A 15,372-nucleotide genomic window follows, 5' to 3' on the forward strand; every position below is an offset into this window, starting at 1 on the left:
CGCTTCCCCCGCAGCACATCGAACCCCCGTTCCCTCAGTATCTCGATCCCCGTTTTAACCGAAGCGGCGGCGACGCAACCCACCGAGAGCCACATCGCCGCCGCAATACCCCAAATTTTGTTTTTCATCTTTCGAATAATCTCCGCATTCAGTCTGAGCGGATCACCTTTGTTACAATTCCGCCATCACACTCCAGAAGACCAGCAGCAGGACGAGAATCGCCGCCCCGATCGCAATGATGATCTGATGTTTGGTTTTCATGGCCGTCCGTGTTAGGATAGACAACAAATTTTCTTCAGCACCCTATTTGACCCCGCTCTCCTTGGCCTCGATACTCAGCGTAGCGTGCGGCACCACCCGCAGCCGCTCCTTCGGGATCAGTTTGCCCGTTTCGCGACAAATCCCATAGGTTTTGTTTTCGATCCTCACCAGCGCCGCCTCCAGGTTTTGGATAAACTTGTACTGCCTGGCCGCCAGCCGTCCCGACTCCTCCTTGGAGAGCGTCGCCGCCCCCTCTTCCAGAATCTTAAACGTCGGCGACGTATCGTCCGTTCCGTTGCTCGACGTGTGCGTGATCGTCGCCCGCAACAGGTCGTAATCCGCCTTCGCCTTTTCGAGTTTTTCGAGTATGATCTGCTTGAATTCGGCCAGTTCTGCGTCCGAATAGCGAGTTTTTTCCGTGCCAGACATAATGACTCCCTTCCTAATTTTCAGTGTGTTAATTTCGTAATCCCGCCGCCATCCCTGCATTTCTCCTCCCCGCTTAGTACAAAGATACTATATTTTTTATCTTCTCTTCCATCCGGAGTCGGCGACACGAGAAATCGTACAAAAATTAGGCCGAGTTTCCCGCGTCCTGCGATTTTTCGAATCTCGCTAAGATTTCCCGCGCCTCCTCGATTTTTCGCCTGCGCTCCTCCGCCCGTTTTTCCCACCGCCTTCGTCCCTCCTCGTTGCGCGGCGACCTCCGGGCATCGACGTGGAACAGCTGGTCGTGATGCGTCGCGCAGAAGAGCTCCTCTCCGTCCGTCGTCATGAGGTGATATTCGTCCAGCCCCAGACAATCGCCCACGAACGTGTGGATATCCTCCATCCTGCCCCTGAAGACGAAGAAATCGCGCTTTCTGTCGTAGCGCGTTTCCACGAAGAGATACAGCACCCGTTCCCGGTCGATCGCCTCCAGCAGGTGGAAATAGGGATTCTCCCCACGACAATCGACCTCCTCCGAGCAGTATTTTAACTCCTCCCACAGCCAATTCGGCCCCTCCGCCTCGTCCCGAAAGACGAATCGGTCGAACAACCTGTCGATAAGCGCCCTCTTTTCCTCCCCTTCGAACCGTTCCAGCGCGAGACCGTTTTCCCGGATCGTCCGTTCGATCTCACGGTCGAACGCCTCGGCCATTTCGGCAAGCTCCATTCTCAATACCCCTCCTTTTCGACCGCCGCTCCCTCCGCCGGCTCCTTCCGCGCCAGCGACCGCCACGCATACCAGATGTAAGCCACCACGAACGGAATCAGCAGCGACACCCAGCTCATCACCTGCAACGTGAAGAGCGACGAGCTGCTGTTGCGGATCGTCAGCGAGCTCTGCATGTCCGCCAGCGACGGGTAGTACGCCGTCCCGTTCCATCCCGCCGTCAGCAGCAGCGCCAACACCGTCGCTACCGTTCCCGCCCCCGCGAACCAGATTCCCTTGCGGCTGTCCGTGAATATCCCCTTGATCAGGCCCGTCAGTACCGCCGCCACCCCCGCCAGCAGAAGGATCAGCACCGCCGGCATCTCCAGCAGGTTGCGGAGGTATTTGTACGGCTCTATGGAGATCACCCCGGTGCCCGCATCGGCCGCCCATCCCGCCGAGCAGAGAATGCTGACAAGGAAAATCAGGAAAAAGAGCACGAACGCCGGCCCCTCGATCCTGAGTTCCCTGCGCGCCCTTCGGCGGATCGTCTCGTCGTCGAGGTCGTTGATCAGGTAGAGCATCCCGAGGGCCCTCGCCAGCAGCAGCACCGCGATTCCGAGCGCCAGATTCCGATAGTCGAGCACCGCCTCCAGCCCTCTCCACGGCGTCGTCCAGTGCGACACCGTCGCCGCCGCGACCTGCGTGTTTCCGATGTTGGCCGTATCGACCGCGAAGTTGGCCCCCGTGAAGAACGTCCCGACGGCCACCCCGATCAGCAGCGGCCCGCAACATCCGTTGATGAAGAGGAATGCGTCGTAGGTCTTCATCCCGAGGAAATTGCCGGCCTTGGTGCGGTATTCGTACGAGACGGCCTGAACGACGAACACGAGCAGGATCGCCATCCAGACGTAGAACGCCCCTCCGAAGCTGGTGGAGTAGAAGAGCGGGAACGAGGCGAAAAAGGCCCCTCCGAAGGTCACCAGCGTGGTGAAGGTCAGCTCCCATTTCCTTCCGAGCGACCCGACGATCCGCTCTTTTTCTTCCGCCGTCCGGCCGAACCGATAGAGCAGGCTTTGCCCGCCCTGCACGAAGAGCAGAAAGACGAGCAGGGCTCCTAACAGCGAAACGAGAAACCACCAATAGTGTTGCAACAGTTCAAATGTATCCATATCTTATGCTTTCTTTATCCGGTTTTCTATTATCGGGAGGGTACTGTTCTTTTTCTGAAGAAAAAGAACCAAAAAGACTTCAGAGCGCATCCCTGCGGGATGCTCTGGCCGTGTCTGCCCTTGGGTTGGGCTGGATTTTCGGCGGGCGCGGTGCCGCTGGGCACTCCAACCGGGCTGTAATTACCCCACCGCGCCCGCGCCGGAAAACCACAGCCCAACGAACAAGGCGGAGAGAACCCGTGGTCGGCCCAACGGGACGACCTCTGTAAAAGTTCTTTGCGTCGCTTTCTTTCAAGAAAGCGACAGTTCCATGCGGGTAGACACGGTAAAATAACCGATGAATATTAGTTATCCGCCGGTCCCCGTTTGATTTGTTTGATCATGATCCCGATTTCCGCGACGAGCAAGATCGTGAAGAGCACCGCGAATATCCAGAACGTCGTTTGCACCGCCCCCGGTTCGATTCTGGAGACCGCCGCCCCCGTTGGCAGCAAGTTTTGAATCGTCCACGGCTGGCGTCCCACCTCCGCCACGACCCATCCCGCCTGCGACGCCACATACGCCGCCGGAATCGACCACAGCGCCAGCCGGAGCGGCCATCGATAGCGTGCCAGCGCCCCCTTTCGGTCGAGGATCAGCATCCCCGCGAACAGCACCACGAACCAGATCCCGAGCCCCACCATCACGCGGAACGACCAGAATACCAGCGGCACATTCGGCACCGTCTCCTCCGGCGACGTCAGGTACCCGTAGCCGAAATAGCGGAAATACTCCTCACCGAACGCCTTTCCCTCCTCCGTCTGCGGGTCGAACAGCCGCGCGATGGAGTCCGCCGCCGCCGTGTCCCCCGCCTTTTGAGCCGCCTTGAACGCCGCGAACGTCTCGATCGCCCGCCGTCCCCGCTCGATCATCTCCTCGCCCGACGGCAGCCCCCGCTCCGGATTCCCCTCCGTCAGGTCGTCGATGCCGATCACATACGCCCCCGCCGAGTGGTGCGCCAGCACCGAGAGCATCCCCGGCACCTCGATCCCCGGCACGATCGTGAGCGGCGCCCGCTCCTGTCCCTCCCTGAGGTTTTCCATCGCCGCCAGCTTCATCGGCTGGTAACGCGCCACCTGAATCGCCGACCCGTCTCCCGTCCAGAGCATGAAGAGCGTCCCGAACAGCCCGAAGACCGCCGCCATCCGAATACTCTTCCGAGCCATTTTCTCCTCCCTCCCGCGGAGCAGATACCACGCGCTCACGCCGATAACGAAGATCGCCGCCAGCACGAACGCCGACGTCACCGTGTGGAAGAACTTGTTCATCGCCACCGGCGAGAAGAGCACCTCCCAGAAATTCACCATTTCGTTTCGTGCCGTCTGTGGATTGAACCTCATCCCCGCCGGATACTGCATCCAGGCGTTCGCCACCAGAATCCACAGCGCCGATAGGTTCGCCCCGACCGCCGTGAGCCACGTCGCCGTCAGGTGGAACCCCCTCGAGACCTTGTTCCACCCGAAGAACATCACCGCGATGAACGTAGACTCCAGGAAGAACGCCATGATACCCTCGATCGCGAGCGGCGCGCCGAAGATATCGCCCACGAAGTAGGAGTAGTTGCTCCAGTTGGTTCCGAACTCGAATTCGAGAATCAGCCCCGTGGCCACCCCGATGGCGAAATTGATACCGAAAAGCCGCATCCAGAAACGCGTCGTCCGTTTCCAGAACTCGTCCCCCGTCCTGACGTAGACCGTTTCCATGAGAGCGATCAGGAAGCTCAGCCCGAGCGTCAGCGGGACGAAAAACCAGTGGTAGATAGCCGTCAGCGCGAACTGGGCCCGCGACCAGTCGACCACCGCACCGAGATCCGTGTCGAGTAGTGTCATATGTTGAATTTTTAGTTTTCGGGTATGAATATAGGGATTATCTTTCGATCAGTTCGCGGCTGACGAAATCGGCCTTTTGTTCGTCGTCCATCCCGCTGAGCGCGTCCGGGAAGAAGAACAGTTTGAGGACTAAGAACAGAATGACCAGTTTGACGATGATCACCGCCCAGAGCGTCTTCCCGACCGTCATGGCACGGAATCCGTCGTAGTAGAACTCCGCTATTTTTCGCAACCAAGTCATTTTTGCCTTATATTTGTTGTTTCACGTTCGACAGGGGTAGAGGCTGTCGCAGCGAAACGTAGTTTCGCCCGTCCACGGGACGTGGGGCCCGCGCGGCCCGAGCGCAGTTCTCTCAAACCAAACGCGCGCCGCCGCCTTAAAAGGGAAATCGTTCAAAGCGTTTCGCGCTTTGAACAGAATTTCCCCCGGCGCGCGAACACACCCATAGGGTGTTTTATTGGCAGCCTCTACCCCAATTGCCCATCGCGGGCGCGTGGGAAAAAATAAAAAGTAGCGGAGCAGGAGTGGGTCGAAGCCAGCGGGGCCCAAAAGCAACGTCAGTTGCGGGCCTCCGCGGGGGGAGGCTTCGGCCCGCGCGGTTCTTCGAACCGCAGGGTCTTGGCTGTGTTTTGCCCGCGTGTTTTGGGAATTCTTGTTCAAACACGCAGTCGTGTTTGAACGATTTCCCTTTTAAGGCTTGGCGCGCGGTCTTGTCAACGCTTATTTGAGTCGCCCGCGGCAATTCTTGTCGGTTGGCACTCGGCCAACCGACAGAATATGCCCTTTTACGCGGGCGGGCGACTTTCTACAGGAGGGAACTGTTCTCTTTGTGAACAACCGACGCTGCCAGCGAATCCAGAGGCCGTTTACGGACTATGGTAAGCGGCGAGGAGGAAAACAAGCGCAGCGCAGTTAGCGAGAACCAGAAAAACTTTATGATAGCTACGCTACGCCTTACGCTCCGCAATCCCTTTTGTGTGCCAACGAACGAATAACCACCGACAAGATATGAAAAATACCTTTGACAGCACAAAAATAATACAGTTTCAGCGACTTTGTGCCGCCGCCCGCACCATCGCCGTCGTGTCGCACACCAACCCCGACGGCGACGCCATCGGCTCCGGCCTCGCCCTGAGCGGTTTTTTGCGGAACCTCGGCCATGACGTCCGTTTTTTTGTACCCAACCGCTTTCCGAAATTTCTGGACTTCATCCCCGGATCCGAGCGAGTGGAAGTCTATAACGAAGCCTGCGACGCCGTCCGGGCCTACATCTCCTCCGCCGACCTGATCATCTGCGCCGACTTCAACCGCATCGAGCGGCTCGACAAACTGAGCGCCGCCGTCGAAGAGAACATCGTCGCCCCCCGCGTGCTGATCGACCACCACCTCAACCCCGCCGAATTCGAGCTCGCCTTTTCCGACACCGACAGCTCGTCGACCGCCCAACTCGTCTACGAACTGATCCTCGCCTGGGCCGGCGTCGAGGCCATTACCCCCGAGATCGCCCTCCCGCTCTACGTCGGGATGACCACCGACACCGGGAACTTCAGCTACGGAAACCTCACCCCGGAACTCTACCGCGCCGTCGCCGTGCTCGTCGAACGCGGCGTGCGGCCCATCGAAGTGTCGCAGGCCGTCTTCAACACCCAGAGCGAGAACCGGCTCCGGATGGTCGGCTACCTCCTTTCCGAGAAGATGCGCGTCCACGCCCCCATCCACACCGCCTACATCACCCTCACCCGCGCCGAGAAGACCCGCTTCGACCACCAGATCGGCGACACCGAAGGGATCGTCAACATGCCCCTCTCGATCGATGTCGTTTCGTTTTCCGCCATGTTCATCGAGACCCTCGACTGCATCAAACTCTCCTTCCGCTCCAAAGGAGCCTTCGACGTCGACCAATTCGCCCGTCGTTATTTCGACGGCGGCGGCCACCGGAACGCAGCCGGCGGGCGTTATTACGGCCCGATGAGCGAAGCCGTCGCCCGGTTCGAGCAGGCCATGGCCGAAACCCACCCCGAAGACTGACCCTCCGTGCCCGAGATGCCTACCACGAATGACAAGATGGTCGCCCTGCTGCGGCGGCTGCGGATCGAGATGAACGGCGCCGTCACCGACGCCATGCGCGCTTATGGCGGCCAGCCGAGCGGCTACGGACTGAACTACGGCGTCTCGCTGCCCACCATCCGGGAGGTCGCCGCCGCCAGTGCGCCCGACTCCGAACTGGCTGCCCTGTTGTGGCGTCAGGACGTGCGGGAGCTGAAACTCGCCGCCCTCTTCATCGACGACCCGCAGACCCTGGACGCCGATCGGATGGAGCAGTGGGCCGACGCCTGGCGCGGCTCTGCGGAGCTCGCCGAGCAGTGTGCCATGCAACTGTTCTGGCGGTCTCCCGCCGCGTGGACAGTCGCCGTGCGGTGGGCGACCGCCACAGGAGCCGCGTCCGACCCGTTGAGGCGTCTGGCCGCCTTCTTTATGGTCGGTCGGCTGGCCGATGCCACCGCCGGAGCCGCGACCGACGCCGATTTCGCCGCCCTGCTCGCCGACCCGACCGCCTTCGGCACGCATACCGACGAACGCTCCGCCGTCTATGCCCTGCGCGAGACCTGGCGTCGCCGTCCCGCCCTGCGCCCGGCCGTGACCGGCGTGCTGGAACGTCTTCCGGCCGGCGTCGCCGACGAAGTGCGCTGGCAAATCGAATATCTGCCGTAGTATATAATAATAGGTATGTCCGAAACATTTCCGTGGGGCGACACCCGCCGGTTCCACAGCTACTCCGCCTACTTTCGGCGTCTGTTCGGCGGTCGGATGCAGAAAGTCGTCATCGACGCCGGTTTCACCTGCCCCAATCGCGACGGGACCCTCTCGACCGGCGGCTGCGCCTTTTGCAACAACGACGCCTTCAGCCCCTCGTACAGCCACCGCGGCTACTCCGTCTCGCGTCAGATCGACGAAGGCATCCTCTTCCACCGCAACCGCTACCCCCGGGCACAGCGCTACCTGGCCTATTTCCAGAGTTACTCCAATACCTATAAGCCGCTGGCCGAGCTGCGGTCGATTTACGACGAAGCCTTGCGCCATCCCGCCATCGCGGGGATCGTGGTCGGCACCCGTCCCGACTGCGTCGACGCGGAGAAGCTCGACTACTTCGCCGAACTCGCCGCGGCAGGGCATTATGTGATTCTGGAATACGGCGTCGAATCGGTTTATGACGAGACCCTGCGGCGCGTGAACCGCGGGCACGACTTCGCCGCCGCCGCTCGGGCCATCGAGCAGACCGCCGCCCGAGGGGTGCACTGCGGCGCCCATTTCATCTTGGGGCTGCCGGGCGAGAGCGACGAGATGCTCGTCGCTCAGGCCGCGGTCATCAACGCTCTGCCGCTCGACACCGTCAAATTCCACCAGCTCCAGCTCTTCCGCGACACCGCCATGGCCCGAGACTATGCCGAACATCCGGAGCAGTATCGGTTCCGGACGCTGCCCGAGTACATCGATCTTTTTATCGACCTGTTGGAACGGCTCCGGCCGGAGCTGGTGATCGAGCGTTTTGCGGGCGAGGCTCCGCCGCGTTACCATTTTCTGCCTTCTCCGTGGGGTTCTGTGCGGAACGAGCGTTTGTTGCAGCTGCTCGAAGCCCGGCTCGAAGAGCGTTCCACCTGGCAGGGCCGCCTTTTCCGGTAGCTTTGTTCATTGCCCCGCCTCGAACTGTTCTTTTTCTGAAGAGCCGCGCGGCGTTACTTGAGCAGAGACCGCAAGCGGGCTATGCCGAGTTAGCGCGAGGAAGCCTTCGGGCAAAAAGAACCAAAAAGACTTTCGACGGATGCTAGCGCATCCTCAAACTGCCGGCGGCCTAAATCTCGGTTTATTCGTTGGGCTGTAGTTTCCCGGCGCAGCGCACTTAGGTTATTTGCCCATTAATTAGCGCGCTCGCCGAGAAAACCACAGCCCGACAGACTCACGAAGACTGAGGACTGCGGAGCCTAAGGAGTAGCGTAGCTATCATGAAAGTTTACCTTAAGGTTTCCTCCTTGCGCCTCGGCCATTCAAGTAAACTTGATGGCAACTCGGCTGCTGCGTCGGTTTTGGTGCCGCTTTTTTCAACCGACGCTGCCAGCGAGCGTAATGCAAACGCAGTTTGCAAATTACCGAGCGGCGAGGAGGAACCGAGTAGCGTACCGAGAGCAGAGACCGTTTACGGGCTATGCCGAGGTAGCACGAGGAAGCCGAAAGCAACGCGAAGCCAACAAGCGGCAGTTCCAGCCGGCACAAAGAACAGTCCCCTTCTGGGCAAATCACGAAAAGCGTGCGGAAAAAGATGAATCGAAAAGCCTATCTTTGCAGCATGAAAAGAAATCTCGCCGTCGTTGTTTTCTGGTTTTTCATTCTGAGTTTCGGCCTCGGCGAGTCCTTCGCACAGCTCAACAAGCCCTACTTTTTCTATAAAGGGCGTGAATTGATTCTCGACGGCGACTACCGCGGCGCCATCGAGATGCTCAACCTCCTGCTCCGCACCGAGACCAAAGAGCACGAAGGCTACTTTCTGCGCGGCGTCGCCAAATACAACCTCGACGACCTGATCGGCGCCGAAGCCGACTTTACCCAAGCCCTCGCCGTCAACCCCGTCTACACCATGGCCTACCAGTATCGCGCCATCACCCGGTCTCGGATGGGGAACTACAACGACGCCTTGCAGGACTACCGCACCGCCGCAGAGCTGCGGCCCAACATGCCCGCCACCTATTACAGCCGCGGCGTCACCTACTTTCTGAGCCAGCAGTTCGGCGACGCCGTGGACGACTTCTCGCGCTACCTGCGCTCGAAGCCCGCCGACGTCAACGCCCTCACCAATCGCGGCACCTGCTACCTCTACCTGAAAGACACCTCCCGCGCATACGCCGACTTCAACCGCGCCATCGAGATCAACCCCAACGAAGCCGACGGCTTCGTGCGTCGCGGTCTGCTCGAAGTGGCCCAACAGCGGAACGACGAAGGGATCCGCGACCTCACCGAAGCCTTGCGGATCGACAGCACCTTGTCCATCGCCTACTTCTATCGCGCCTACGCCTACGTCAACCAGTCCCAGCCCATTCGCGCGCTGGCCGACTTCGACCGCGCCGTCGCCTACGACTCCACCAACTCCGTCACCTACTTCAACCGCGCCATCCTGCGGAGCCAGATCGGCGACTACAACCGCGCCATCGACGACTACGACCGCGTGGCACGCTATAACCCCGGCAACGTGCTCGTCTTTTATAACCGCGCCTCCGTGAAGATTCGGATCGGCGACTATCGCGGCGCCATCGACGACTACACCCGCGCCATCGAACTCTATCCCGACTTCGCCAACGCCTACTTGTCCCGATCTCAGCTGAAAAGCCTCCTCCGCGACTTCCGCGGCGCCGAACGCGACCGACGCATTGCCGAAGAGAAGATCGAAACTTACCGGCGGAAATTGAGCGACAGCACCTTCGCCTCCTTTGCCGACACCAGCCGTCAGTTCGACAAACTGCTCTCCTTCGACGCCGATTTCGGCAACAACGAACTGCGCTCCATGCGGGGCGACGTGCAGAAAGAGGCGCGCCTGCTACCCAACTTCCGGATCGGCTGGGTCTTGCCCGAAGACTCTGCGACACGGGTTTATAATCCGCGGGATTATCGGAACGCCCGGTTGGAGGGCTACACCTCCGCCTTGGCCCGGAGCCGTTCCGGTCGGGCCGCCGTGGCCGCCGGCTGGCGGTTCGGGATGACGACCGCTTCGGCCGCAGAGGCGGCTTTGCCCGAGGACAGTCTGGCTGTGTGGGACGCACGGAACGACACCCCGGTCGAGTGGGAAGACAACTTCCTGCGCGGTTTGACCCAGACCGCCCTGCGGCAGTACGCTTCGGGGTTGAGCTATTATCGCCGCGCCGAGCGGATGGCCGTCGACAATCCGTTGATCTACCTGAACCGGGGTGCAGCCCAGGCCGAGATGATCGAATTCGTCGCCTCGCTGGAGGGGAACCGGGTGATGCAGCAGGTGGCCGTGCGTTCCGAGGATCCGGCCGCGCAGCTGCTACAGACCTCCTCCCGCCGCACCTACGACTACAGCGAAGCGATCGCCGACCTGCGTCGGGCGGCGGAGCTGATGCCGGAGCTTCCGCACATATACTATAATTTAGGGAATCTGTTGTGCCAGAGCGGCGATCTTCCGGGGGCATTCGAACAGTATACGCGTGCCATCGAGCGGTTTCCGTACCTGGCCGAAGCCTATTATAACCGCGGTTTGGTTCAGATATTCATGCAGGACACCCAGAAAGGCTGTTTGGATTTGAGCAAAGCCGGCGAATTGGGCTTGGTGGAAGCCTATGACGTGTTGAAACGCTACTGCATCAAGACCGGGCGTTGAGGCGCGGACAGAGGGTTGGGCGAACTGGTTAAGCGAAACGTAGTTTCGCCTGTCCACGGGACGTGGGGCCTGCCCGGCCCGAGGGCAGTTTCAGACGGGCCAGATTTCCGCCAGCGCGCGGACGAAGAACGGGGGTAGAGGCGGCCAGTAAAACACCCGAAGGGTGCGCCCGCCCGGCGTAAGGGCAGTCCCCTCCCGTAGGACAGACGCGCGCCGCCGCCTAAAGAAGCGATTCAACTATTTCGGCGGTGAGCCGAATATAGATGAATCGCGCAAGGCGTGCGTTTGATAGAAGAAGTGGATCAAAGCTCGACCGCGCGCCACGCCTTAAGAGGGAAATCGTCAAAACTCGCTTGCGTGTTTTGACAAGATTTCCCAAGGCGCGCGAACAAAGAATGGCGTGCAAAACTCCGTCGCCAGCCCGCGTAAAAAGGGCATATTCTGCCGGTTGGCGGAGAGCCAATCCGGCAAGAATTGCCGCGGGCGACGGGAATGCGGCGGAGCGACAGCGGAGCCGCAGTGAGGCGGACACGGGGCGGAGAACTGGGCTGTGCTTTGGGCTGCGACTGTTCTTCGGGCGCGAAAACCGGCTACGGTTTTCGCGCCGCGCTGGGCCAAGCTTTGGGCTGGAATTTGGGCCGAGAGCGAGTAGCGCGGTTCTTCGAACCGCCGGCCTGTTCGCCCAGGCGCGGAGCGCCTCGGGGGGATGGGCGACAGGCCGAACCCGACAGATATGATCAGTAAATGGGCTGTGCTCTTGCGGCTCGCAGAGCCGCGCAGTTCGCCGCCCCGGCAGGCGGAGGGTTGCAACTCGTCAGAGCTCGTTGCATTCACCGCTGGCGGCGAACTGTTGTCGCGCCCAGCACGAATGTGCCGAGTCCGGCGACGTTTTAGCGGCGCGTGGGGGCGCGCCCGAGGACGAATGGGCTGTGCTTTTGCGGTTCGTAGAACCGCCGGGCCTGCGCGCTGGGCCGTTCGGCCCACCCGGGGAGCGCGCAGCCCGAACCTGACAGTCATGGACGATGAATGGGGGCGAACTGTTACCCAAACTTTTGCGACCCTTTAGGGGCGCGCGGGCCGAACGCCTGCCCACGGGAGGCCCGCAATACGCCGCTTCGTGTCGAGAGTTGCCGTCCCTCCCGGGCGTCCGACCCGCCAACGTCAAACAAAAGTAGAGTAGGGCGCCAGTTGCTTAGGGTAGAGGCGGCCAATAAAACACCCTGTGGGTGCCTGTTTATTCCGAGAGGCAACGCAACTGAAAACCGTAGGTACGATACGGTGCGCCATGAGGATTGAGCCACGCCGCACCGAAATCGAGATCCATGCCATTAGACCCGCTGGCAGCAGACGACCAACTGTACCCGCTGCGGCCGCCACTCACCAACTCGCCCGAGGTATGATAGCGGTAGCCCGGGGCCAGAGTAGCCGAGGCCGACAACACCCCTGCCTTGTCACAAAACACCCGCAGAAACCAGAGCCCGACGCAGGTTAGCGCCCCGAATGAAACGGAACCTACAATAATATAGAACACGAAAGATGGTAGACACCTTACGACAAAACATCTCCGAATCCAAGCGTGCCCGCTGGACCGTCCTGCTCATGGTCTCCCTGACCATGTTCTGCGGCTACTTTCTCGCCGACGTGCTCGCCCCCTTGAAAGGGCTACTCGAAGAGCTCTTCCAGTGGGACAGCACCGACTTCGGCCTCTTCAACAGCGGCTACGGCTGGTTCAACATCTTCCTCCTCATGCTGATCTTCGGCGGGATGGTGCTCGACAAAATGGGCGCCCGATTCACCGGCGTCCTCTCCGTCGGCGTGATGCTCGCCGGCATCGCCGTCAAATATTACGCCATCGGATTTATCGATCCCGCCCGTATGGTCGACCTCTGGTTCTTCGGCCCGAAGACCATGAAACTCCAAGTGCTCACGGCTTCGCTCGGCTACGCCCTCTTCGCCGTCGGCTACGAAGCCATCGGGATCACCGCCAATAAAATCGTCGTGCGGTGGTTCAAAGGGAAAGAACTCGCCTTCGCCCTCGGCATGAACCTCGCCTTCGCCCGGATGGGAACCTTCCTCGCCCTGGCCCTGCCGCTGCCCATTGCCCGCGCCTTCGGCAACTCCGTCAGCACCCCGATCCTCTTCGGAATGGTGCTGCTTTTGCTCGGCTTCCTGACCTTTCTGATCTATATCGGCATGGATCGCCGCCTCGACCGCGAATGCGCACAAGAGACCTTGGGCGACGACGAACGCTTCCGCTTCCGCGACATCTTCTCCATCTTCCGGATCCGCGCCTTCTGGTACATCGCCCTCCTGTGCCTCTTGTTCTATGCCGCCGTGCACCCCTTCGTGAAATTCGCCGTCGACCTCGTCGTTCAGAAATTCCACGTCGCCGGCGAATACTCCGGCCTGATTCCTTCGTTGCTGCCCGTCGGCACCCTGATCCTGACCCCCCTCTTCGGGAACATCTACGACCGGCGCGGCAAAGGCGCCTCCATGATGATCTGGGGCGCACTGATGCTCGTCGGCGTCTATTTCGGCTTCTCGCTTCCGTGGCTCGACCATTGGAGCTTCGCCGTCGGCCTCGTCATTCTGCTGGGCATCGCCTTCTCCCTGGTGCCCTCCGCCATGTGGCCCTCCGTGGCCAAGATCATCCCCGAAAGCAAACTCGGAACCGCCTACGCCCTGATTTTTTGGATGCAGAACTGGGGCCTCGCCGGCATCCCCCTCCTGATCGGCTGGGTGCTCGACCGGTGGGGCAAACTCCCTCCGGCCCTTGTGGACGGCAAAGAGATCGCCCGGTACGACTACACCTTTCCGATGCTGATCTTCTTGTGTTTAGGCATCCTCGCCGTCCTCTTCGGCCTCCTCCTGAAGAGCGAAGACCGCCGCAAAAGCTACGGCCTGCAACAACCCAACATCACCCACTGATCCTCCCCCCGCAGGAGAACCCACGATGCAAAGACCGACAAAAATTTTTGGCAGATATTGATTTATTGGAAAATCCTTTCTACTTTTGTCGGGAAAGAGGAGAACCCACCTCTTGTGTTTTGCCCTCGGAACGCGCGGTCGAACGACCATCTTCGATCCCCGTTTCCGATTCAGTACTAAACAGATACAGTTTTTAATATGAAACATCTATTACTCTCATTGGCCATGCTTTTCGGGGCGGTGGCAGCCTATGGTCAGGGAGGCGATTTGATGCAGCCGGGCGTTTATCAGGACGGGATTACCGTAACCAAACAGAACGGGAAATACGGGCTGATGGATGTGACCAAACGGGTCTTCACTCCGGTGATTTACGAAAGTATCGCGCCGTTCGAAGACGGTCTCGCGAAAGTGAAACGCGACGGCCGGTACGGTTTCGTGAATACCTTGGGGCTCGAAGTGGTGGCCCCGGTTTACGACTCGATCTCTCCGTTCCAGAGCGGGGTGGCCAAAGTCAAGAAAAACGGATACTACGGCTTGATCAATCGCGCGGGACGTGAAGTCGCCAGTGTGAGCTACGACGCCATTACCGACTTCGAAGACGGGGTGGCCAAGATGTGGAAACGCGGACGTTGCGGACTGATCAGTATGTCGGGCTATGAACTGGCCCCGTGCGTGTACAACGCCATCGACGAATTCGTGAACAAAATCGCCCTGGTTTACAAAGACGGGCGTTTCGGGATGATCGACAACGCCGGGAACCAGATCGCCCAGCCGATTTATAAGGAAATCGCACCGTTCGATGAAAACGGTTTGGCCTTTGCATCGCGAGATGGGAAATACGGCTACCTCTCTTATATGGGTGACGAGATTATTCCGGTGCAATACGACGAAATCTCGAACTTCATCGACGGGGTGGCACGGGTATCGAAGAACGGTCGGTACGGTTTTGTGAATACCTTAGGGCAGGAGTTCATCACCACTATTTATGACAGCGCGACCGCATTTTCGAACGGGTTGGCAGTCGTGGAAAGCAACGGGCGATTCGGGATCGTGGATATCCAGGGTCGGACAGTTGTTCCGTGCAACTACGCATCTCGAGAAGACGCAATCCGGGCTTTCGAAAACCTGACCGTCGTGAAGTCTTCGAAACGGGATCGGAACGAGGACGGTGCTTCGACCCGGAAAGCCGGGACTTCGAAATAGGATGGATATTAGCACATATTGATAAAAAGAGTAGCCTGCTGTTTTTACGGCAGGCTACTCTTTTTTTAGGGTCACGGGGGCAAGTTGTTTTTGTTGTTTTTTGTGGAGTTGTAGCTTTCCTGTTTTTGCCGTGGGGCCCATAGGGGCTTTTGATAAGGTTATCACAGTCTTATTTAAGTGGACCTGCCCGGTCGCCGCATTCGCGTCACGGCGTGCGGCCTTTGTTATTTGTATAGCTATCTCGCGCGGAACAGAGAATGGGGGCCGAGGCTGCCATAGCGAAACGTAGTTTCGCCCGTCCACGCACCCGTTGGGTGTTTTGTTAGGGTTGTCTCTGCCTTACTAAGTGTGGCCCGCTTGGCCGACGCGTTCGCGTCATGGCGCGCGGCCGTTATTACTTTTCAGTTGCTCGCGCGCCG

At 59.8% G+C, this 15,372-nt stretch carries 11 protein-coding genes; 6 read left to right on the forward strand and 5 right to left on the reverse strand.

The window, feature by feature from the left end:
- Window positions 1-303: 303 nt before the first annotated feature.
- The 5 genes from Q9S52_RS06930 to Q9S52_RS06950 all read right to left on the reverse strand — a co-directional run bounded on the left by Q9S52_RS06930 (window position 304) and on the right by Q9S52_RS06950 (window position 4,677).
- Complete coding sequence (locus Q9S52_RS06930) at window positions 304-690, reverse strand: TraR/DksA C4-type zinc finger protein (protein ID WP_294593946.1); 387 nt, start codon at window positions 688-690, stop codon at window positions 304-306.
- Between the two features lie 145 nt (window positions 691-835).
- Complete coding sequence (locus Q9S52_RS06935) at window positions 836-1,417, reverse strand: DUF6756 family protein (protein WP_304708606.1); 582 nt, start codon at window positions 1,415-1,417, stop codon at window positions 836-838.
- 2 nt (window positions 1,418-1,419) lie between these two features.
- A complete protein-coding gene (locus Q9S52_RS06940; RefSeq protein ID WP_304708607.1) occupies window positions 1,420-2,568 on the reverse strand; it encodes a cytochrome d ubiquinol oxidase subunit II in 1,149 nt (382 codons plus the stop codon).
- Window positions 2,569-2,912: 344 nt separating this feature from the next.
- Window positions 2,913-4,436 (reverse strand): cytochrome ubiquinol oxidase subunit I, encoded by a 1,524-nt coding sequence (locus Q9S52_RS06945; protein ID WP_297628257.1) that lies wholly within the window; start codon window positions 4,434-4,436, stop codon window positions 2,913-2,915.
- 37 nt (window positions 4,437-4,473) lie between these two features.
- Window positions 4,474-4,677: a DUF4492 domain-containing protein gene (locus Q9S52_RS06950; RefSeq protein ID WP_304708608.1), complete on the reverse strand. Its 204-nt coding sequence runs from the start codon at window positions 4,675-4,677 to the stop codon at window positions 4,474-4,476.
- Window positions 4,678-5,445: 768 nt separating this feature from the next.
- On the opposite strand from Q9S52_RS06950, the gene Q9S52_RS06955 reads away from it, so the two are divergent.
- The 6 genes from Q9S52_RS06955 (at window position 5,446) to Q9S52_RS06980 (ending at window position 14,953) form a co-directional block, all read left to right on the forward strand.
- Window positions 5,446-6,465, forward strand: coding sequence for a bifunctional oligoribonuclease/PAP phosphatase NrnA (locus Q9S52_RS06955; RefSeq protein ID WP_304708609.1), 1,020 nt, complete (start codon window positions 5,446-5,448; stop codon window positions 6,463-6,465).
- Between the two features lie 15 nt (window positions 6,466-6,480).
- Complete coding sequence (locus Q9S52_RS06960; protein ID WP_297628262.1) at window positions 6,481-7,149, forward strand: DNA alkylation repair protein; 669 nt, start codon at window positions 6,481-6,483, stop codon at window positions 7,147-7,149.
- Between the two features lie 15 nt (window positions 7,150-7,164).
- Complete coding sequence (locus tag Q9S52_RS06965; RefSeq protein WP_297628264.1) at window positions 7,165-8,118, forward strand: TIGR01212 family radical SAM protein; 954 nt, start codon at window positions 7,165-7,167, stop codon at window positions 8,116-8,118.
- A 661-nt stretch (window positions 8,119-8,779) separates the two neighbouring features.
- Window positions 8,780-10,822 (forward strand): tetratricopeptide repeat protein, encoded by a 2,043-nt coding sequence (locus Q9S52_RS06970; RefSeq protein ID WP_300728674.1) that lies wholly within the window; start codon window positions 8,780-8,782, stop codon window positions 10,820-10,822.
- Window positions 10,823-12,358: 1,536 nt separating this feature from the next.
- Window positions 12,359-13,750, forward strand: a complete 1,392-nt coding sequence (locus Q9S52_RS06975; RefSeq protein WP_304708610.1) for an MFS transporter — start codon at window positions 12,359-12,361, stop codon at window positions 13,748-13,750.
- 198 nt (window positions 13,751-13,948) lie between these two features.
- Window positions 13,949-14,953, forward strand: coding sequence for a WG repeat-containing protein (locus Q9S52_RS06980; protein WP_304708611.1), 1,005 nt, complete (start codon window positions 13,949-13,951; stop codon window positions 14,951-14,953).
- The last annotated feature ends 419 nt before the right edge of the window (window positions 14,954-15,372 follow it).

It is taken from the genome of uncultured Rikenella sp. (assembly GCF_948810725.1).
Lineage (GTDB): Bacteria > Bacteroidota > Bacteroidia > Bacteroidales > Rikenellaceae > Rikenella.

Bases quoted from the DNA above. Each gene is read 5' to 3' on its own strand.
- Q9S52_RS06930 (WP_294593946.1), bottom strand. From the start codon at position 690: ATGTCTGGCACGGAAAAAACTCGCTATTCGGACGCAGAACTGGCCGAA.
- Q9S52_RS06935 (WP_304708606.1), bottom strand. From the start codon at position 1,417: ATGGAGCTTGCCGAAATGGCCGAGGCGTTCGACCGTGAGATCGAACGG.
- Q9S52_RS06940 (WP_304708607.1), bottom strand. From the start codon at position 2,568: ATGGATACATTTGAACTGTTGCAACACTATTGGTGGTTTCTCGTTTCG.
- Q9S52_RS06945 (WP_297628257.1), bottom strand. From the start codon at position 4,436: ATGACACTACTCGACACGGATCTCGGTGCGGTGGTCGACTGGTCGCGG.
- Q9S52_RS06950 (WP_304708608.1), bottom strand. From the start codon at position 4,677: ATGACTTGGTTGCGAAAAATAGCGGAGTTCTACTACGACGGATTCCGT.
- Q9S52_RS06955 (WP_304708609.1), top strand. From the start codon at position 5,446: ATGAAAAATACCTTTGACAGCACAAAAATAATACAGTTTCAGCGACTT.
- Q9S52_RS06960 (WP_297628262.1), top strand. From the start codon at position 6,481: ATGCCTACCACGAATGACAAGATGGTCGCCCTGCTGCGGCGGCTGCGG.
- Q9S52_RS06965 (WP_297628264.1), top strand. From the start codon at position 7,165: ATGTCCGAAACATTTCCGTGGGGCGACACCCGCCGGTTCCACAGCTAC.
- Q9S52_RS06970 (WP_300728674.1), top strand. From the start codon at position 8,780: ATGAAAAGAAATCTCGCCGTCGTTGTTTTCTGGTTTTTCATTCTGAGT.
- Q9S52_RS06975 (WP_304708610.1), top strand. From the start codon at position 12,359: ATGGTAGACACCTTACGACAAAACATCTCCGAATCCAAGCGTGCCCGC.
- Q9S52_RS06980 (WP_304708611.1), top strand. From the start codon at position 13,949: ATGAAACATCTATTACTCTCATTGGCCATGCTTTTCGGGGCGGTGGCA.